General features: G+C 32.7%; 15 protein-coding genes. All 15 read right to left on the bottom strand.

Features of this window, described 5'->3' with window-relative positions; translation table 11 throughout:
• Window positions 1–111: 111 nt before the first annotated feature.
• Window positions 112–1008 (bottom strand): Abi family protein, encoded by an 897-nt coding sequence (locus tag WBQ70_RS06370; RefSeq protein ID WP_423911892.1) that lies wholly within the window; start codon window positions 1006–1008, stop codon window positions 112–114.
• A 202-nt stretch (window positions 1009–1210) separates the two neighbouring features.
• Window positions 1211–1522 carry a DUF4286 family protein gene (locus WBQ70_RS06365; protein WP_423911889.1) on the bottom strand — a complete coding sequence of 104 codons (312 nt, stop codon included), beginning with the start codon at window positions 1520–1522 and terminating at the stop codon, window positions 1211–1213.
• Between the two features lie 77 nt (window positions 1523–1599).
• Window positions 1600–3378: a tetratricopeptide repeat protein gene (locus WBQ70_RS06360; RefSeq protein ID WP_423911886.1), complete on the bottom strand. Its 1779-nt coding sequence runs from the start codon at window positions 3376–3378 to the stop codon at window positions 1600–1602.
• Between the two features lie 121 nt (window positions 3379–3499).
• Window positions 3500–4771: a serine--tRNA ligase gene (gene serS, locus WBQ70_RS06355; RefSeq protein ID WP_423911883.1), complete on the bottom strand. Its 1272-nt coding sequence runs from the start codon at window positions 4769–4771 to the stop codon at window positions 3500–3502.
• An 831-nt stretch (window positions 4772–5602) separates the two neighbouring features.
• Window positions 5603–6967 (bottom strand): RagB/SusD family nutrient uptake outer membrane protein, encoded by a 1365-nt coding sequence (locus WBQ70_RS06350; protein WP_423911881.1) that lies wholly within the window; start codon window positions 6965–6967, stop codon window positions 5603–5605.
• Between the two features lie 10 nt (window positions 6968–6977).
• Window positions 6978–10190 carry a SusC/RagA family TonB-linked outer membrane protein gene (locus tag WBQ70_RS06345; protein ID WP_423911878.1) on the bottom strand — a complete coding sequence of 1071 codons (3213 nt, stop codon included), beginning with the start codon at window positions 10188–10190 and terminating at the stop codon, window positions 6978–6980.
• A gap of 658 nt (window positions 10191–10848) precedes the next feature.
• Window positions 10849–11517 carry a bifunctional 4-hydroxy-2-oxoglutarate aldolase/2-dehydro-3-deoxy-phosphogluconate aldolase gene (locus WBQ70_RS06340; RefSeq protein ID WP_423911876.1) on the bottom strand — a complete coding sequence of 223 codons (669 nt, stop codon included), beginning with the start codon at window positions 11515–11517 and terminating at the stop codon, window positions 10849–10851.
• A gap of 10 nt (window positions 11518–11527) precedes the next feature.
• Window positions 11528–12550 carry a PfkB family carbohydrate kinase gene (locus tag WBQ70_RS06335; RefSeq protein WP_423911873.1) on the bottom strand — a complete coding sequence of 341 codons (1023 nt, stop codon included), beginning with the start codon at window positions 12548–12550 and terminating at the stop codon, window positions 11528–11530.
• A gap of 292 nt (window positions 12551–12842) precedes the next feature.
• A complete protein-coding gene (locus tag WBQ70_RS06330) occupies window positions 12843–13607 on the bottom strand; it encodes an SDR family NAD(P)-dependent oxidoreductase (RefSeq protein WP_423911872.1) in 765 nt (254 codons plus the stop codon).
• Window positions 13608–13656: 49 nt separating this feature from the next.
• Entirely contained in the window at window positions 13657–14928 is a 1272-nt protein-coding gene (locus WBQ70_RS06325) for an MFS transporter (protein WP_423911869.1), read from the bottom strand.
• Window positions 14929–15117: 189 nt separating this feature from the next.
• Window positions 15118–15825 carry a FadR/GntR family transcriptional regulator gene (locus tag WBQ70_RS06320; RefSeq protein ID WP_423911866.1) on the bottom strand — a complete coding sequence of 236 codons (708 nt, stop codon included), beginning with the start codon at window positions 15823–15825 and terminating at the stop codon, window positions 15118–15120.
• Window positions 15826–15931: 106 nt separating this feature from the next.
• The gene (locus WBQ70_RS06315) at window positions 15932–16798 is read right to left on the bottom strand and encodes a polysaccharide lyase family 7 protein (RefSeq protein ID WP_423911864.1); all 867 of its coding nucleotides are present in this window, start codon (window positions 16796–16798) and stop codon (window positions 15932–15934) included.
• A 235-nt stretch (window positions 16799–17033) separates the two neighbouring features.
• Window positions 17034–17396: a cupin domain-containing protein gene (locus tag WBQ70_RS06310; protein WP_423911862.1), complete on the bottom strand. Its 363-nt coding sequence runs from the start codon at window positions 17394–17396 to the stop codon at window positions 17034–17036.
• A gap of 11 nt (window positions 17397–17407) precedes the next feature.
• Window positions 17408–19666 (bottom strand): heparinase II/III domain-containing protein, encoded by a 2259-nt coding sequence (locus WBQ70_RS06305; RefSeq protein ID WP_423911859.1) that lies wholly within the window; start codon window positions 19664–19666, stop codon window positions 17408–17410.
• A gap of 183 nt (window positions 19667–19849) precedes the next feature.
• Window positions 19850–20219 (bottom strand): DMP19 family protein (locus WBQ70_RS06300; protein ID WP_423911856.1); only part of this gene is annotated, 370 nt, incomplete at its 5' end.

The raw sequence follows: 20219 nt of genomic DNA, 5'->3' as shown, positions 1-20219 counted from the left end.
TTACACGAATTTTCTTGACTTTAAATTTCATGAATCTATCTCATACAGATAGGATTAATTTTACTTATAGGATTCCATTTTTTTTAAATAAATTCTTTAATTATGGTATGTTTATTTCCAAAGATTCTCATCATACCAATTGGATTTCATTCCTAAAGCATTTGGGTCTACATTTGGATATTTTACAAAAAGAGCATTCAATCTATTACTAAAATTATTTCCAAGTTGAATTCTGTCCAATAAATATTTCATAATACAAAGATGGACATATAATTTTTCATTTTGTTTGGGTACATCTTCCACCCAATTAAATGGAGGATTTGGCAATAGTTTTGGATTTCCTGGTAAATTTTTATTCCATATTCTGGAATGATGTGCACAATAGTTTCTAATTTGCGCTATAGATTGCAACCAGCTAGGTAAAAAAGTATGATTGACCACGCCATATTCTTTAGCAATTGTATCTTTAGATTTTACTGTGTTTTTTAAATTTCCATATAATTTAGATAAAGAACCAAAACTCGTTTGTTCCAATGATTTCCAGGCAGGAGGAAAACGCAAATCGTCTTTATGGTTTTTAAAATGATTTTTTATAGTTGTTTCTTTCGTCCTTTCTAATTCACCTTCTAAACTCGCAAGAGTTTTTACCAAAGCTTTGCTATCTGTAAATAAATCAAAATTTTGAAACCACCAAGGATTGTATTCGTGAGAAAGATGATATATTAGTTTTGTACGTAAACTTATTTCTATTTTTTCAATTATATCAAATAACAAAATTTTAAGCTCACCATCAAATTGATAGAGCGCAATAACATCCTTAAATCTACTATTCTCTTTAAAAATATGATTAACTTTATCAGACTGCATGGAGTACCAATATTCTCCTAATCGATAATAACTGATATGTGATAAGTAATGAGCTGCTTCGTCTTCGGGAGCTATTAGTAATCCACGAGATTGTAGTCTTTCAATTTGTTCTCGAATAGAAAAAGGTAATTTTTCGAACATAACCTACTATAAATTTAAAAGAAACGAGACTATAATAAAGCAAAAGACACACCCTGGGACGCTGTTTTCATTGCTGAAAACTGTAGCGTGGTGTGTACTGTTAGTACAAAGGTACAAAAAATTGACAACAAAACAATAAAATTCATTTTCTCACATTTTTAAGCTTACTTAATCATTTAACAAAAAATGCTACTTAAACTCATTAATGCTCCGAAACCACTTGTAATTCTGTTCGAAAAGTAAGCATTTTATCTCCAAAGAGTTTTTGTCCTTCGGCTTGTAAAGCAGGGGCATCTTCTAGGTAATACAAGTCTAAAGTATCTTTACTATCTGTTGTATATTGCGCTGAATAAGTCACTCCTCCCATTTCTTCTTCAATCAATACACGTACTAACCGGGCCGAAACAAACTTGCCTGTAGCAATCATTTCTGGAATGTGTTTGTGTTGCATCCAAATCATCCATTGGTCGTGTACGCTCTCGTGTATGTTTGTGGTAACGTTGTATATTATCATTTTTTATTTTTTTTGTCAAACTGAGCTTATCGCAGTATTTTCAATTTGTCTTCGACAAGCTCAGACTGACATTTGTTTTACAAATTATTATCTCCTCTAAGCGTCCTGAAACTTTTACGTGCTTCTACAAAATAAATACTGTCTTCATGATTAAAGAGTATTTTCTCATATAAGGGCTTTGCCATTTCAGGTGTTTTTAGTTTTTTATTGTAAATCTCCGCCGAAAAAAACAAGGCTTCATCAATGTAAATCCCATCACTGTGCTCTGTGATTATTGTTTGGTATTGGCTTAAAGCCGAAGGAAAATCGCCTAATTTCTCAAACACTTTTCCTAATCGCAACAACGTTACAGGTTCAATTTCTTGTCCTTTGAACTTCTTTAAAATAGACTGAAACTGCGCAATGGCTTTGTCATTTCTATTTTGATACAGCAAATAATCTCCTATAGCAAATTCCTTTAATGCCGTTTGAGTGGAATCAGCTACTGTGTTGTCATTTATCAACAAAAAATATTCCAATGCATCATTAGCAATCAATTGCGTACTGGCTGATTTTAATTCTTTAAACTGCTTTAATGCCCATGAAAAATCAGCTTTAAAATAACTGGTTTTTGCAGCTTTCAAACTGGCTTCATGTGCTACTGCATCGTTCTTTAAATCCAATTCAATTTGAGAATAATACAATAATGCTTGATTGAATTTTTCTTCGAAAAGGAAAATATCTGCCAATTCCATTTTGACTTGCGCTTGCTGGTAATTACTCAATTGTAAATCGAGTGCTTTATTTACAATTGCTTTAGCTACCTCCGGTTTTTTCAAATTAAAGGCTACAAAATGTGCTTGAATCAGTTGCAAAGATAAACTAAATGGTGTGATTTCATATTGTTTGAGTAAGGCTTCCAGTTCCAAGTTAATGGCTTCATAATCCTTAGGTACCGCTTTGTTAATTTTCATTTTTATCAAATAGGTATTTGCTTGAAGCAGTAATTCCAAATCCTTAGAGTTTTCTAAAACAAAATCCAAAATCATCTTAGCTGTTTCAGTATCCTCCTCTTCTATACTCAATTGCGCTAAATTGACAATGTTTGATAACGAAGTATCATTGCGTTTGTATATAGATTTTTCCTGAATGAATGCTTTTGAAAATTCTTTTTGTTGTACATAAAACCAACTTAAATAGCGATTCCAAAAAATATCTTGACTTTTTTGTACTCTTATCACTAATGCTTTTCGCAATAAATCACTAAAATTAGCATCTCCTTCACCTGTCATAAAACGCGACATTTGGCTTTGGATCAAAATAGAATTCTGCGGATTTTTATAGGCTTCATCAAGGAAAGTATCAATCATTTTTTCCAAGTTGCCTAATTGCCCATAAAGCAATCCTTTTTGAAAATTAAAATTTAGATTAGGCATTTTCAACTCAGCTGCTTCATAGGCTCTTAAAGCCTCTTCTAGCAATACTTTTTTCTCAAAAGATTGTGCTACAGCATACACTTCATAGGCATTCAAGTTGATTTTATCAATTGCTTGATTGTAGCATGCTTTGGCTTTAGAATCATTTTTTTGCAATTGATAATTATATCCTAATTCAACCAAAATATTGGCTTGGTTGTATTGTTTTAATCTATTGCTTATTGCTTTTTCAGCTAGGTCAAATTGTTTTAATTGTTGGTAACAATCAATGGTTCGTAGAAAATATTGCTGATTTTGAGGTACACTTTCTAACAATTCTTGATAACCAATTTTGGCTTTTTCAAAATCGCCTTTATCGTAGTAATATTGCGCTAATTGTTCGTTTTGCGAAAAACAAATAAATGAAAAAAACAGTGTGATATGTAGAAAGAGTTTTTTCATTATATAATTTTTGCTAAATATTATTTACTATTAAAAAGCCATTTACCCGCAAATTCCCAAATTATTTCGTGATCCAATAAAAATATAATTTGCGAATTTGCGGTTAAAAAACTAGTAAAATTTAATTTATAATATCAAACCCGCAATAGCTTCGCAAAACCTCAGGAATTACAATACCTTCTGGGGTTTGGTAGTTTTCAAGAATTCCTGCCAAAACTCTTGGCAAAGCCAATGAACTTCCGTTTAAGGTGTGTGCTAATTGGTTTTTACCGTCTTTGTCTTTGTAACGCAGTTTCAAACGATTGGCTTGAAAAGTTTCAAAATTCGATACTGAAGAAATTTCCAACCAACGGTCTTGTGCGGTTGAGAACACTTCAAAATCATACGTTAATGCCGAGGTAAAACCCATATCTCCACCACAAAGACGTAAAATTCGGTACGGTAATTTTAATTCGTTCAAAATATCTTTTACATGTTCTACCATTCCGTCCAAAGCCTCATAAGACTTCTCAGGATGTTCGACACGTACAATCTCTACTTTATCAAATTGGTGCAAACGATTCAACCCACGTACGTGTGCTCCATATGATCCTGCTTCACGTCGGAAACAAGGTGTATACGCGGTAGTTAAGATAGGTAGCTCATTTTCGTTCAAGATAACATCTCTGAACAAGTTAGTTACAGGTACTTCAGCCGTTGGGATTAAATACAAATTATCCGTTGCGTCATGGTACATTTGCCCTTCTTTGTCTGGCAATTGTCCTGTTCCATATGCTGATGCTTCGTTTACAAAATGAGGCACTTGTACTTCATTATATCCAGCAGCAGTATTTTTATCTAAAAAATAATTGATTAAGGCACGTTGTAAACGCGCTCCCTTTCCTTTATAAACTGGAAATCCTGCGCCTGTGATTTTGTTTCCTAACTCAAAATCAATGATGTCGTATTTTTTTACTAATTCCCAATGTGGTTGTGCTTCTTCGTGTAAGACAGGAACTTCACCAGCTTCAAAAATATTTAAATTTTCCTCTGGTGTTTTCCCCTCAGGAACAATATCAGCAGGAAGATTGGGTAGTGTATATAGTTTCTCGGTTAACTCATTTGCTAGAGCATCAACCACCTCAGCTAATTCTTTGCTTTTTTCTTTAAGTGAAACCGTTTTTTGTTTTAAGATGGTCGCTTTTGCTTTATCTCCACTTTTCATTAATTCTCCTATGTCTTTGGATAATTTATTAGATTCGGATAAAATAGTATCCATTTCTACTTGGGAAGCACGACGTTTTTCATCTAGTTGTATTACTTCATCCACTACGGTTTTGGCATCCATATTTCTTTTTGCCAGAGCTTGGATTACTTTTTCTTGATTCTCTCTAATAAACGCAATTTGTAACATAGCTTGATTTTTATAACTCTAGTATCTATTTTCAATAAAGTAAGCAAATTTAAGGAAATGTTTCATATAAAAAGGGACAAACTCAAAAACTTGAAACATTGTTATATAAAGCAAAAAAGACCGCCTTGGGGAGACGCTCTTTTAAATTTTTAACAGTAAAGTTTTTTATAACTTCTTATTCAACAACCTCTTTTTTAACACTTATTTTTCCTGCTTCAGTAATTTTCAAAACACATATTCCTTTTTTAAGACTGGAAACATCTACCAAATCAAAGAAATTACTCCTTTTTGTAATACTAGAACACCTAAAACATAGTATATCATACTTTTTTAAACTGTAAACTATTTGAGCTGATTAATAATTTCCTCTCAACAACTGGCTAGGACATCATTTTAAACCTTCAATATCATTTTTATCTACTTCTAATACTAGAGCAACTTTAGTAATTTCGTTTAAATAATTAAATGCTTTATCAACAGCATATATTTTATAATAGTCATCTACTTAATATGTAGTACCATGAGCAGTTATACCAATGAAAACTACAGTAGCTATTAAATTTCCTTTAGCATTAGTAGTATACGCCCAACTTGATGAATACTGTTTTGATTCCAATCATTAATTAACAATAAGTCTTCTTAAAATATTATAATAACTTAATCAAATAATTCAATCGATAGAAAAATAAAAAAAGCCACTAACTATTACATGAACGTAATAATTAGTGGCTTAATAAGCTATGCGAAATTTAAATTATGTATCTATAAAAACTTTATCAAAGGGGTTAATTTTATCCTAAACCCAATGTACAACCATGATTTTAAATTTAATTATTTATAAGCTTCGTTTTGGGTAATAATGTTACCCGATGCAGTTATTTCAGATATTGGAATAGGAAACACATAATACTTACTAGCAATTGAGGTTCCCATTTCAGCACTTACTGTATTAGTTCTTACCAAATCAAACCATCTTTGCCCCTCAAAAGCTAATTCTAGCCTTCTTTCTTTTAATATAGCAGTTCTCACCGCAGCTTGAGTTGTTGCCGTACCACTTAAAGATGCTAATCCTGCTCTAGATCTAATATAATCCAATTTAGATAAAATACTTGCAGAATTAGTTCCACTTGCATTTGTATTTTCATTTAAGGCCTCAGCATATAATAAAATAATATCTGCTAATCTTAGTTCTATCCAATCTTGATTAGCCCCATCAGCTTTAGTGTATTTTGGTGAAATTGTATTAGCTCCAGAAACTTGAATATTCCAAGTCTTTCTTAGATCTCCTGGATTTGCATTGTAAGCAGTAACCAAACTAGGATCAACAGGTGAAATCGATTTTGTATCTACCCCTAAATACCATGTCCAAAAATTACTAGCAGAAACAGCTGCATATTCATCTTTTATAGAACTTGAAATTTGAGTTGCAAAAAGGATTTCTGAATTCAAATCATTGGTGGATCCAAAAACACTAGCATAGGTTGTTTTTAAAGCAAATTTTGTCACATCAATTGACCCAGGTGATCCAGCTGCATTTACAACAGCTGCTAGCTCTGGTTCAGCAAGGATAAAATTACCCATTTGCATATACACTTTACCTAGTAAACCTTGTGCGGCATATTTTGTAACTCTTCCTGTAGTAGATCTTGTTGCGCTTAAAACAGTTTTAGCAGCAATTAAATCAGGAATAATTACATTGTTATATACATCTGCGGCAGGTTGTCTTACAAAAGAAGGATAATCTGATATAAGAGGTAAAGCTTTTAAATTTACTGGTACGTCCCCAAAAACGCGTACTAGTTTAAAATACGATAAAGCTCTTAAAAATTTAGCCTCACCAACTTGTGTAGCATTTGTTGAATTTAATATAACATTATTTGCACTCAAAATGGATTTATACAAAGCCGCATAAAAAGGGCGAAAAAACTGCTCATTCATTTGCGTTAGATTATTTCCAGTAAAAACATCAAATTCCGTGTACGGTGATTCGACCATTTTTGCATTATCTGCTCTGAAATCACCCATCACAGCCATTGGCGTAACGGAAGATAACTGATAGAAATAAGCTGCATTTAATACTCCTTTGAAATCTGTTATAGAAGCTGAATTAGCAATATTTGGTGGTGTTTGATCCAAATCGCTAGTACAGGCTGCTGTAAACAACACTAATCCTAATAATATATATATTCTTTTCATTTTTTCTTTTTTAAAAATTAATATTTAACCCTACTGTAAAGCTTCTAACAACTGGACTAGCACCATTTTGCACACCATAAGTTGTAGGCCCTCCATAACCCGATTGGGTTGTATCTATACCCTCTGGGTTAAAAGAAGTATAATTTTTACCGATTAAATACAAAAGATTTGTAGCAGCTACATAAATTCTTGTAGAACTTATCCCTACTTTTGTCAATAATTCTGGTTTAAAAGAATATCCTAATGTAATATTTCTCAAGGCTATAAAAGAGGCGTCTTGAATTTGTGCGTCAAGCTGACTATTAGATGTCAAATAAGATAATCCGTTAGCATCTGCTTTACCATCATTATTTGCATCAAAACTAGGAGTAAATGCTCTACCAAATTCTGAGTGCCAATAAATAGGATCCACATTCCAAACTTCACCTCCTTGAGAACCTTGTATTTGGAAGGATAAATCTAAATTTTTATAATTCATTGAGCTATTTAATCCCCAGTAAAAGTCAGGTGTATTATTCCCTATTTTAACTAAATCTCCACCTTCAGCAACTGTATGGTTCTTATCAATTACACCATATCCAGGTTCACCAGGAGATTGTTGATCTTTAACATAATAAGCAGAACTATTAATACCAATAGCTGTAGTTGGATCCTTAAGGTATTTATCTTCAACTGCTGCAATAGTTTCTACACCCCACATTTCACCAATTTGACCTCCTACATAATTTCTAAAATAAGGTCCTCTACCACTCACACCATAAATTGTTGCCGGTATTTCATTAAGACCTCCTAAAGACTTTATTTCAGTTTTCACAGTTGATAAATTAGCTGCAAGATTCCAAGAGAAATCCTTGCTTTGTATAATATTACCAGATAATTCAAACTCTAATCCTGAACTTCTTACATCTCCAGAATTCAGTTTTGCTGAAGGATTACCTAATATTTCTGATGTAGGCTGATTAATTAAAATGTCTTTTATATCCGAAGTATAATAATCTACACTCAATTTATAACGATTGTTTATAAATCCTAAATCAATACCATAATTAGTCTCTGTATTGGTCTGCCAAGTTAAATTAGGATTTAAAATATTTGAAGGAATAGTATTAGCTGTTCCAAATATTGATGATCTAGAACCCAAAAGACTCAATGAATCATAAGATCCTAAATCAGAAGTAGATCCTAATGATCCTCTACTGACTCTTAGTTTGAATAAACTTACGTCATCAAATTTGAAAAAAGATTCTTTATGCACATTCCATCCTAAGGAAACAGCAGGGAAAATTTGGAATTTTTTATCAGCTCCAAAACGAGAATCTCCATCCCTTCTTATCGATGCCGATAATAAATAGCGATCCTCATAAGCATAATTAAGTCTCCCAAAAACACTTTTTCTTACTATTGTTTCATCTCTCTCCGTTACAGTAATATCTGCAGGGGCTAACAGGTTGAAATTAATAATTTCTCCATAAGGGACATTGATACCCGTTGTAGCAAGTCCTTTATAATAAATGTTTTGATATTCAATCCCAGCTACAGCAGCTATATCATGTTTGCCAATTTGTTTGGCATAACTTAAAGTTGTCTCACTCAATACCGAAGACTGTTTTAATAATGTTTGATTTAAATTAGTTTGTGCTGGTCGTGATGAAGCATCATACGCTAATCCTTTCCAGAAATAATTATCAGTATCGTTCAGATCAGCCCCTAACACCGTTTTTATATCTAAACCTTTAATAATACTGTATTGCAAATAGGTATTTACATTAGCAAAATAAGTGTTTTGATAGCGTTTTGTATTGTCCAGCTTTAAAGCAGGCCCATTGTCACCTGTCCCACCAATACCATTATTTCCTCTTCCATACTGCCAGTCACTCGCTGGCATTCCAGGCTGTAATGTATAAATATCTTTATTAAAATAAACTGCATTTACCTGAGCACCTGAATTAAATGTACTAGCTAACCCAGGAACACCTGCCAAAGACAAAGCCGCTCTTTGCTGATCCAATTGTTGTACAAATGCAATAGAAGCTGCAGTATGATAAATAGGAGAGATATTATAAGCTCTAATAAGATCTCTCATATCTGTACCTAAGATGTCTCTTTTAGATGTAAATCCATTGAAACTTAATCCTGTTTTGAACTTGTCACCTAATTTAGCATCGATATTCATACGAGCATTAATTTTTTCAAAACCTTGAGTAAGGGCAATACCCTCAGTGTTCTGATAACCAATTGATGCAAAATATTTTACATCTTCTGTTCCACCATTAACACTAAAGTCATGGCTAACACTTTTTGCAGTTCTAAAAAGCCAATCTTCTACTGCTACAACATCTGGAGCATTTTTATAAGCATCGACTTTATATTTTACATAACGGGAGTCCAAATTAGAGACATCGTAAGTCCCATTTGCAATACCAGTTTCTAATGCATTACCCCATTCTCCTGCGGTCATTTGTGCATTTTTGTTGTTATATCTATTCGACAAACTTGCGTAGGTATTATAACTAAAACTAGGCTTGCCAGTTTTTCCTTTTTTGGTTGTCACCAAAATAACCCCATTTGCGCCCCTAGAACCATATATGGCAGCAGAAGCAGCATCTTTTAGCACTTCTAAACTTTCAATATCGTTTGGGTTTATTGTTGCTATACTTCCTGAAATAGGATAACCATCTACAACAACTAGTGGGCTTGCATTCCCATTTACAGATGCAGAAGCTCTAATTTGAATCTTAGGATCAGCTCCTGGAGATCCATCTTGAGTTTGAATTCTTACCCCAGATAACTTACCTGCTAAGGCATCATCAACACGAGTTGCCTGAATTGCGGCAACATCATCACCTCCTATTTTTGCTATAGCTCCTGTAAGATGTGATTTTTTTCGAGTTCCATATCCTACCACAACAATTTCATCAAGCTCGTTAGCATTATCAACCAAAACAACATTAAGTATCTTCTGATCTATAATCTTAATTGATTGCATTTTAAAACCTATAAATGAAAATTGAAGTATCTCTCCACGTTTTACTTCTAATTTGAACTTTCCGTCAAAGTCAGTTGAAGTTCCTTTTGTAGTATTAGCTATAATTACATTAGCACCAGGCACAGGCATGTTGTCACTATCTAATACAGTACCGGATAATTCATATCCGACTTGAGCATATATTGACATATTAAATATCAATAATAGCATTAAAATAAGTTTAGTTTTTAAATTCATGGTTAATTTTTTTGTGATTAAAATGGTTCATTAATACTTAAATAATCTTTTAAATTAAATTGTACATTTTCATTTTCAATGATTGATTTAGATTATAAATTAAAACATTATTGGTTTATCAAACTGATAAACCAAATTGGTTTTCCAAATATAAGCCTTATTTTTTGTTAAAAAAAATTTTATTTTGAAAATTGAAAATAATATTGATTAAAAGCACTTGAGGTATAAAAAATAGTAATACTAAAAAATACTATTCTTAAATAAACACCTATAAGACTACCTCACAACAAGTTGAAAAACTCATTGATATATTACGCACAAAAAATGGGTGTATAACTCTCAAATATGCAATTATCAATAACTAATTTTAGTTTGGAGAGGACCTTAATAAAAGCTTACGAGATTGATAATAAACTAATCACACAGGCAAAAAAAATAATGAAACACCATTACTTTCCTTTTTTAAATGTAAAATGTTGTTTAGTAAAACTTGTTTAAGAATACAGTAAAAAAGACCAATGATTTCAGTCTTATTGTTATGTGAAAAAAGAATAGAAATAATAGAAAATCCGTAAACTAAAAAACCCAACTTACATATACATGTAAGTTGGGTTTTGAATGAATTAGTTTTTAATTAATTCCACATTTTAAAAAGATGCTATTTTTTTAAATCCTTGATAATCTCAATACATTCTCTAGTCAACGATTCAATTTTAGCTAAGTCAAATTTTCCATCAGCTTCGGCTTTAATCAATTTTGATCCCATACCTACGCAAACTGCACCAGCGGTGATCCATTCTGTTAAACTCTCTTTAGTAGGCGATACTCCACCCGTTGGCATAATAGTAGTCCAAGGTTGAGGCCCTTTGATTCCGTTTATAAAAGCAGGTCCATACAATTCACCTGGGAATAATTTTACTACCTCACAACCCATTTCTTCAGCTTTAGCAATTTCAGTTAATGAACCACAACCTGGTGACCACATTACTTTACGACGATTACACACAATGGCAATATCTTCTCTTAAAACTGGTGTAACAATAAAGTTAGCTCCTAATTGCATGTATAATGAAGCGGCGGCGGCATCAGTAACAGAACCTACTCCTAACACCATTCCTGGTAATTCAGCAATGGCATATTTAACAAGCGCAGTAAAAATTTCGTGAGCAAAGTCACCTCTACTTGTAAACTCTAACAAACGTGCACCTCCATCATAGCAAGCTTTCATTACTTGCTTGCTTACTTCGATATCTTTATGGTAAAACAAAGGTACTAGACCTGTTTCTTTCATTACTTGTGCTACTTCAATTCTTGTAAATTGTGCCATCTTATTTTTTTTATCTTGATACTTTTCCTGAAAAATCACCTGAAAGTAATTTTTCAATTTCTGGTTTTGTTACTAAATTATAATCTCCTGCAATAGTGTGTTTCAAACAACAAGCTGCCACTGCAAAGTTTAATGCTCTTTGCTTGTCTAGTGGTTCTTCGTTCAGTCCATAAATCAATCCTCCCATAAAGGCATCACCACTTCCTACTCTATCCACCACTGGTGTTACTTCCTGAACTTCGGCATTAAAAATGGTTTTCCCATCATACATTACTCCACCAATACGTTGATGAGAAGCACTTACTGAATAACGCAAAGTTGTAGCAACATACTGCATATCAGGGCATAATTCAAATATTTTATTATACAAAGCTGGTAAAGCAGCACTGTCTTTATAATCAGGATTTACTTTATCTAATCCCATCATAAAATAAGCGGTATCAATATCTCCCAAAATAACATTACTGTATTTTAACATTTCAGGCATAACTTCTTTAGGTTGTTTCCCGTATTGCCAAAGCTTTGCACGATAATTCAGATCGGTAGAAATAGTTAAACCTAATTCATGTGCAGCTTTTATTGCCTCTAAACAAGCTTCGGCAGCATTTTCAGAGAGCGCAGGTGTAATACCACTCCAGTGAAACCAAGTAGCATCTTTTAAAATTTCTTTCCAATTAAACTCCCCTTTTTGTAGGTTTGACATGGAACTATTTGCTCTATCATAAATAACATTACTAGCACGTGTACTGGTTCCTGTTTCTAAGAAATAAATCCCCAATCTGTCTCCACCAAATAATACATTTTGACAATCTACATCCAATTTGCGCATTTCTTTTAAAGCACTAATCCCAATCTCATTATCAGGGATTTTAGTCACATATTCAGCATTCATACCATAATTGACTAAGGATACTGCCACATTAAATTCGCCACCTCCATAAGTAGCTTTAAAAGATTCCGCTTGAGAAAATCGCAAATGTCTTTCTGTTGACAAACGGAGTAAAATTTCACCAAAAGTGATCACTTTTTTCATCTTAATTATTTCCTAATTGGTTAACAAAGCTTTAGCAAAGCTAAAAAAATATAAAAAACCTTCAATCGTTATCGAAAGAAGGTTCAAAAGTAACTTTTTTTAAAACTAAATCAGATTTTTTTTTTAGATAGTAGCTAATTATCCAATCCTATTAACTTTATTGCATAATAGAAAAAAGTCTGTAAGATTACAAATAAGTCACTAAATATAGTACTACACTTGTATTCCCATCTTAAATGAGAGATTGTTTTTAAAAACACCTACCTAACTGTGCTATTTTTTATAAATCTAATTATATTCCTAAAGCTTGTCCCCCACCAATTTGGATAGTCTCAGCAGTTAAGAAAGAAGCGTCATCACTTACTAAGAAAGCTATAACACCTGCTACCTCTTCTGGTTCTCCTAATCTACCTAATAAAACACTACTTTTCCATGAAGCAAAAACTTCAGGTTTAGTGGCTTTAATTTGAGCGTGGAAAGGAGTGTCTATCGTACCAGGTGATACTGCATTTACTCTAATTCCGTATTCTGCTAAATCTTTGGCTAAAGCTCTAGTGATAGACTGTACCCCACCTTTTGAAGTTGCGTAAATACCAGCTCCTGGCCCAGCACCATTCCATGCTGCATTTGATGTATAGTTTATGATAGAAGCTTTTTCTCCTTTTTTAAGAAAAGGTATAGCAGCTCGTGAAGCATAAAATACTGAATCAAGATTTAACGCCATAACAAATTTGTATTCTTCAGTTGTCATTTCTTCAAATCTAGCTCTAATACCTATACCCCCAGTATTATTTACAAGAACATCGATTTTTCCATATTTTTCACCAATTTTATTAATATTTTCCGTTACTTCTTCTCCATTTGTAACGTCAAATCCATAATATTCAGCAGTAATTCCTTCTCCAGTAAGCTCAGCAACTTTTTCAGCGCCTCTAGCATCTTCAATACCGTTCAAAATTACAATATATCCCTCTTTACCTAATCTTTTAGCTACTGCAAATCCAATTCCTCCTGTTGCACCAGTAATAACTGCTACTTTACTTTCTACTTTACCCATCTTTATCCTATTTAATTATTTATTCTTTTATTTAAAAAATTCTTTATTACTATTTATCTTCAACAGGGACTATTTTTTTTATTAAAAATAGAATCGATCCTATTGTTAATGGTGCTAATACCGCAATAATAATAAAAGCTGGTGTATAGGATACTGTTGTTATTTTAGGAATCAACCAGTTCATAATGATTACTGAAACAGCCCCTACACTCCCTGCTAAACCCGCTAAAGTTCCTACTGAAGGCCCTTTGAACAGATCACTAGATAGTGTTTGTAAATTTCCAATCGCAAATTGAAATCCAAATAATACTAAAGCCACGATGTATATAAATGACATGGGACTCTCACCATCAACAAAAAATATAATTCCTAACAATCCTAAGAATATTAAACCACAACCAATTCCAATTGTAATTTTTCTAGCTGCATCGACTGTTTTAGTTTCAATTAATTTACCACAGTACCACCCCCCTACAATACTTCCAGCCATTCCACCTAAATAGGAAATCCAAATGGTTGAACCAATCTCTACGATATTAAATCCATATTTTGAATGTAAGTACAAAGGCATCCAACCTACAAACAACCACCATATAGGCTCAATAAAGAAACTTCCTATCAGAACACCCCAAGATTCTCTATATTTTAATATTTTCAAGACACTTAAACCTCTTTCTTTTGTTATTACACCATTGTCCACTGTACTGCTGGCAACAATTAAGTTTAACTCTTCTTCAGTAATCCAAGGATGCTTATCTGGTGTCGCTTTATTAATGAACAACCATGGAATCACCCATAAAACTCCTATTGCCCCAATGATGATATACGTCATTCTCCATCCGTAATGTCCATATAAAAAAGCAATTAATACTGGTGCAATAACACTGCCTAAAGATGCTCCCGCATTAAATATACCTTGAGCTATTGCCCTTTGTTTTACTGGAAACCATTCACCATTACTTTTTACCGCCCCTGGCCAGTTTCCAGCTTCACCCAATCCTAAAAGCCCTCTAAAAAGTGTTAAAGAAAATAACCCTCTTGCAAAAGCATGAAAGATAGAGGCCACTGACCATAATATGATAGATATTGTAAATCCTAAACGAGTTCCAATGATATCATATAATTTTCCTGATAAAAATTTTCCTGCCGCATACGTTATCATAAAAACATTTAGCATAATGGCATAGTCCGCTTCATCCATTCCTAGGTCTTTACCCATTTCTGGCCACATGATTCCAAACGCAGTTCTGTCTATGTAATTAATTACCGTAGCCAAACAAATTAACGTAATAACCCACCATCTTAATCCTTTAATTTTCATAATTTTATCTTATTTTTATTCAACTATTTCATTTTAAAAAAAAGCCAAAAATTCCCTGTACCTTTATTTCTCAATAAGGTAAAATTTGAATTTTATTCTAAAAAATTATTGCTTTTGGATAGAAATAAGCCTTTTGTAATTTCAGGTTAACTGATACTTTACTTATTTTTTTTATCTATAACTATAGTATTACACGTTATAACAATATTCATATAATGCTTTGAAATGCTCTTTCATTTTTTGTTTCGCTAACTGTGTATCTTGAGCGATAATTGCTTCATAAACTTCAGTATGCTCTTTAATTCTAATCAATCCTTCATTTCCGTTTTTATCACAAACATGGTATTTCTCAAAATTGATTAAGATTTCAGGAATAATAATCAACATCATATTGTTCATCGTATTATTTCCACTAGCTCTTGCAATAGCAAGATGAAAAATCAAATCTTCTTGAACAGCATCTTCACCTTTTAAAACCTTTTCTGAATAAGCGTCTAAAGCTGCTTTAATTTGGATCAAATCTTCTTCGGTTCTTCTTGTTGCGGCCAAACGAACTGTTTTCAATTCGATTAAAATTCTGGTCTCTACTAGTGATTTAAAATCTGATGCTCCTAATCTCAAAATCTCATCTATTATACCATTTATGGCTATTATACCAATCTCAGCCATAAATGTTCCACTTTGTGGTATGGATTTCAGAATTCCATAAAACTCCAGTTTTTGGATGGCTTCACGAACACTACTTCTACTTACCCCAAATTTTTCAGAAAGCATACGTTCCGAAGGCAATTTATCTTGAGGTTCAAGATTCTTATAATTAACATACTCTCTAATCTTAGCGATTATTGAATTTAACGAGTCTTTATTATCTTTTCTAGGGATTACTTCTAATTTCATAATTCATTTTTTTATACTCTGGTAAACCAGATTGGTTCGTAAAATTATAAAAAAAAACAATACAAATATAAAAATGGGTGAATTAAACAAAAATCATAACTGCCTGCTAATGAGATACTTCTAAGGCATGTATTTTAACTTTAGCAAATGAGTTAGGAATCCTAGATTGCAAGTAGTTCCCCGCTTTAAAATAATTTTCAAAAATACCCCACTTTTTTACACTTAAGTCATCATAAACAAATGATTCTGCGTTATTTAGAATCACTTCCATTCTCCCATTAGACACTTTAATTTCTATATTAAATTTATTAAAATCCACTTTTTCTTTGAAATTTTTCCCTTCATCATCACCCCAAGCAGTGGCAGGAAGTAATTCTTGATACGAAGCATTAACATCCTTAACTACTTTTGTTTTAACTCTAATTTTCCCTTTATCCCAATAAATTTTTAATATAGGAGCTGCATTATTATCATTTTGTCCAATTAGATCACGTTGTTCATTCGTTAATCTTCCGTGAATTTGTGCAATAATTGTACGACTGTATTTTCCATCAGGGTCTTTAGAAATATCTGCAATTGAAAAAACTCCTTTCAATCTTCCTCCTTGCGCAAATGTCCAATTTACATTATCATCACCCACAACCATTGTCTCTCTTAGCTCTGACCTAGAGTAACGACTATTAGCTGTCGCTGTACCGGATGGATAAGCATAAAAAACAATTGATTTGTCTTTTGGATCTTCATACATGTACTCTTTTACACCTTTTATATTTCCATAATTTAGAATTTTAGGATATCCTATATTCATTGGTTTACCTGGATTATCGGCATCTTCTTCAGGTACCGTTAGTGTCCAATGCGATAAATCAATAGCAGTTACTTTCTTTTTTACCTTTTTATTTTGACTATAACCTACAGAAATTACTGCACAGAATAAAAGAATTGTAGTTTTAAAAAAATTCAGCTTCGCCATTATTAATAAATTATTAAACCATTGTAAAACAAAAACAACTCTTTACTTGTTTACCAATTTGGTAAACCAAATTGGAGAACCAAATATAGGAAGTATTTTCATTAAAAAAAATTAAAATGATTATTATTTTCTATTAAAATGAAAAAACTGCTTTTTTTACTTTATTAGAAGCCTAATAAAGCAAAAAAAGCAGTTTTAATACTGAATAGTAACTTATTGCTATTTAGTAAAGGAATTAATAATTCATTCCTGTCTTCATGAAATCTTCACGGATAGGACTAAATACATCTATTAAAATACCCTCTTCTAAACATATTGCACCGTGAAGTACGTGAGGCGGAATATAAAAACAATCTCCTCCTTTTAATATTTTTTTGTCATCACCAATAGTCACTTCAAATTGACCACTTACTACATACGTAACTTGCGAATGATAATGTTCGTGCAAAGCACCTACACTACCTTTTGAAAATTCTACATTTACTAGCATGATTTTATCATCATAACCCATAATTTTACGTCTAACTCCTTCACCCGCTACTTCCCATTTAATCTCATCTCCTATAAGAAACTCCTTGCTTGCTCCAAAACTTTGCATATCTATTATATTTAATTAATTGTTTTATAATGTGTTCCAACCCAAGTGTAGGTTGTATCCTTTATTTTTATTTGATGTTTTTTTGTTGTCGAATTATTGTTAGTCGCTAATATAAACAAAATTGACTTTCTCTCTTTATTTTTAATTGTAACCCCTATATAATTAGCATCTTCATAAACTACTTCAATTTTATCTATTAAACTAAAAGCATTAGTAGCAACTTCTGTCACTGGATTATAGCTTCCATGGGTTTCGATTACATTAACAAAAGTTGCTTTCTGACTATTCTTTTTGCGAATAATAAAACCCGGATCTCTTCTAAGATTAAAACTAGGATCATTTGCACCTAAACCAACAAATAACAATTCATCAGTAGGTTGTGTGGCTGATGTTAAGGAATAAAAAACTCCATTGTCTAACCAAGATATTTTAGTATTCTCAGTAGTTGCTTTTCCTATTCCCTCTTTCCACAAATGTTGATACCCATACGCTTTTCCAAGTGGCTCTAACGTTTTTGGTGTTTGATAAGTAAAATTAGAAGACATCATTTGCCCTTGATAATAAAATGGTAAATCATATTGATTGGCTTTGTCCGAATCTATTTGAAAAATATCAAGCAACAACGGTTTTTCATATCCTTCATCTTGAAGCACAACCATTGTCCGATGCATTTTGGTTCCCGGATACGCATTATCTTCGGTAGCACTTATAATTTGCACTTTAGGATTGGAAACATCATACAGATATTTCTTTGATGAAAATTGATTGCCTGTTTCGAAATCAGCTCCAAAATGTGAGGTTTCATTTTGAATAATCGTATTATGAGCAATCGTTTGTTTTGCCCAAGTTGTATTTTCTTTTAGATAATTTCCACCACCTTTTTGTTCAATATTAACAAATCGTGCAAGTCCGTAATCTTGTAAAACCTCTGAACTATTATTGTAATATGAAAAGGAAAGTTTGTCAAAATGTCCGTGACTCAATCCTTGAGCAGCATATTTCATCACCAAGGTCAATTCGCTTCCTTCGTTTTTGTTTCGAATAATAGCTACACCGCCGTCTTTCCCTTCTGGACCATCAGACAAATCGATTGATTTTTTTTCGAATGGTTTAGCCAATCCTTTTTTGATTGCCAAAGCCACAGCCATCCCTGAATTATCTAACTGCACTCTACCTTGTTTTTCAGCTATTGACAATAAAGAAGCATCTTTTCCACCATACAAATAAGCAATATCTACCGCCGAAACTAATTCTCTTGAATAGTATGACATTCCTTTTTGACCGTCATTCAATGGGAAAAATTCTCCCGCTGCATTAGTCAAATGCAACAAAGCATACACCGCTTTGATAAGAATACCATTTTTATATTCAAAGATTTTTACATCAGGTTTGGTGTTTTGTAATGCTTCCGCAAAAACCATAAAAGGATACATGGCATATCTTTGGTAATATGGCCCTTCAGTGTAATACCCATCAGGTGAAAAAGGTTCATTAACATTAGCTAAAAATCCTGTTTTTTGTCCTGGTTTTTTGATTAACCCACCATCATTATCCTTCATTCCAGCAGGCAAACCATTTTCTTTTAAACCATTCAGCGCACGGTCAAGCAATTCGGCATCATCCATTACGAGCGCAATCATTCCTACGGCTACATTCCCCCAAGTACTGTGATTGTGCACTCTGTCAAAAAACTGTGGAGAACCTATAGAAATAAAATCAGCAAAAGGCTTGAACAAATCTTTCTCAATGGTCTCACGATCAGCCACACTTATGAAATCATACACACAGTCATAAGCTTGACTTGTGTACACTAACCAGTTTGAATCATTTAAAGCTTGCCAGAACAATTTTCCACGCGCATAAGAACGTTCTTGTGGGTGCAAAGGTAATGTTGGGTATAATTTGGCATACGCCAATAACATATCACGTACATAAACAGCGTATTTTTTATCATTTAAAATTTGATATAAAACACCCGCTTTTTGTATAATTAAGAAGTTTTTCTTGTGACGTTCATGTGTGTAACCCCCCGAAAAATCTTTTGGGATAGGTGTAATGATTCCCAAAGCAATTTCAGCATCAACTTCAGTTTTTGCTTCTGCTAATGAGGTATCAAAAAGAGGCACTTTACCTAATTTCGCACGAATTTCGGTTACTCCTTTTTTGGTCAAAACTAAAGAAGGATGGCCTTGTGCTACTGTATTTTGCATCACTGAAAATACAATAACAATGGCTGTCCTTTTAAGAAAACGGTTGATTTTCAATTTCATAATCTATTGCTAATTAATATTTACAAACTGGTTTACCAATTTGGTTTGTCAAATATAAGATAAATTATAACAAATAAAAAACGAACTGATAAATTAACATTTTAGGTAACGCCTAGAATTCAATCAATTATAAAAAATAACCGATTATAATTTGAAACTAAAAATTTAATTAGTGATTAAAACTTAATCTCTTTTGATTTCTCGCTCTAAATAATCTTCTAAAAGTTCAAACATCGCATCAACAGAAAGTATTTGTGTATCAGGATGATTTTTAAGGAAATCAGCATTCAACTGTGCTAGATTTTCTTCTATTTCAAAAAAAGTGTCGTTGTTTAAAATATCGCGAATTGGATTTACACCTTCGAGTTTTGATTTGAAAAACTTTTCGCGTTTTACACCGCTCATCAATTGGACTTTTTTACATTGTTGTTGAAACAATTCCAAATGTTTTTGGGCTCCAATCAATGCCAAACCTTCTTCTATTAATTCGTTTAATTCAGTGTTCCAACGAGACTTGTGAATGAACTGCGCAAAATTTCCTTCTACATAATTA

Origin of the sequence: Flavobacterium sp. (assembly GCF_049590715.1) — a bacterium.
GTDB lineage: Bacteria > Bacteroidota > Bacteroidia > Flavobacteriales > Flavobacteriaceae > Flavobacterium.
This window is presented reverse-complemented; position numbering and strand designations above follow the sequence as displayed.

Coding starts and splice junctions, on each gene's coding strand:
- WBQ70_RS06370 (WP_423911892.1), bottom strand. CDS start 1,008: ATGTTCGAAAAATTACCTTTTTCTATTCGAGAACAAATTGAAAGACTA.
- WBQ70_RS06365 (WP_423911889.1), bottom strand. CDS start 1,522: ATGATAATATACAACGTTACCACAAACATACACGAGAGCGTACACGAC.
- WBQ70_RS06360 (WP_423911886.1), bottom strand. CDS start 3,378: ATGAAAAAACTCTTTCTACATATCACACTGTTTTTTTCATTTATTTGT.
- serS (WP_423911883.1), bottom strand. CDS start 4,771: ATGTTACAAATTGCGTTTATTAGAGAGAATCAAGAAAAAGTAATCCAA.
- WBQ70_RS06350 (WP_423911881.1), bottom strand. CDS start 6,967: ATGAAAAGAATATATATATTATTAGGATTAGTGTTGTTTACAGCAGCC.
- WBQ70_RS06345 (WP_423911878.1), bottom strand. CDS start 10,190: ATGAATTTAAAAACTAAACTTATTTTAATGCTATTATTGATATTTAAT.
- WBQ70_RS06340 (WP_423911876.1), bottom strand. CDS start 11,517: ATGGCACAATTTACAAGAATTGAAGTAGCACAAGTAATGAAAGAAACA.
- WBQ70_RS06335 (WP_423911873.1), bottom strand. CDS start 12,550: ATGAAAAAAGTGATCACTTTTGGTGAAATTTTACTCCGTTTGTCAACA.
- WBQ70_RS06330 (WP_423911872.1), bottom strand. CDS start 13,607: ATGGGTAAAGTAGAAAGTAAAGTAGCAGTTATTACTGGTGCAACAGGA.
- WBQ70_RS06325 (WP_423911869.1), bottom strand. CDS start 14,928: ATGAAAATTAAAGGATTAAGATGGTGGGTTATTACGTTAATTTGTTTG.
- WBQ70_RS06320 (WP_423911866.1), bottom strand. CDS start 15,825: ATGAAATTAGAAGTAATCCCTAGAAAAGATAATAAAGACTCGTTAAAT.
- WBQ70_RS06315 (WP_423911864.1), bottom strand. CDS start 16,798: ATGGCGAAGCTGAATTTTTTTAAAACTACAATTCTTTTATTCTGTGCA.
- WBQ70_RS06310 (WP_423911862.1), bottom strand. CDS start 17,396: ATGCAAAGTTTTGGAGCAAGCAAGGAGTTTCTTATAGGAGATGAGATT.
- WBQ70_RS06305 (WP_423911859.1), bottom strand. CDS start 19,666: ATGAAATTGAAAATCAACCGTTTTCTTAAAAGGACAGCCATTGTTATT.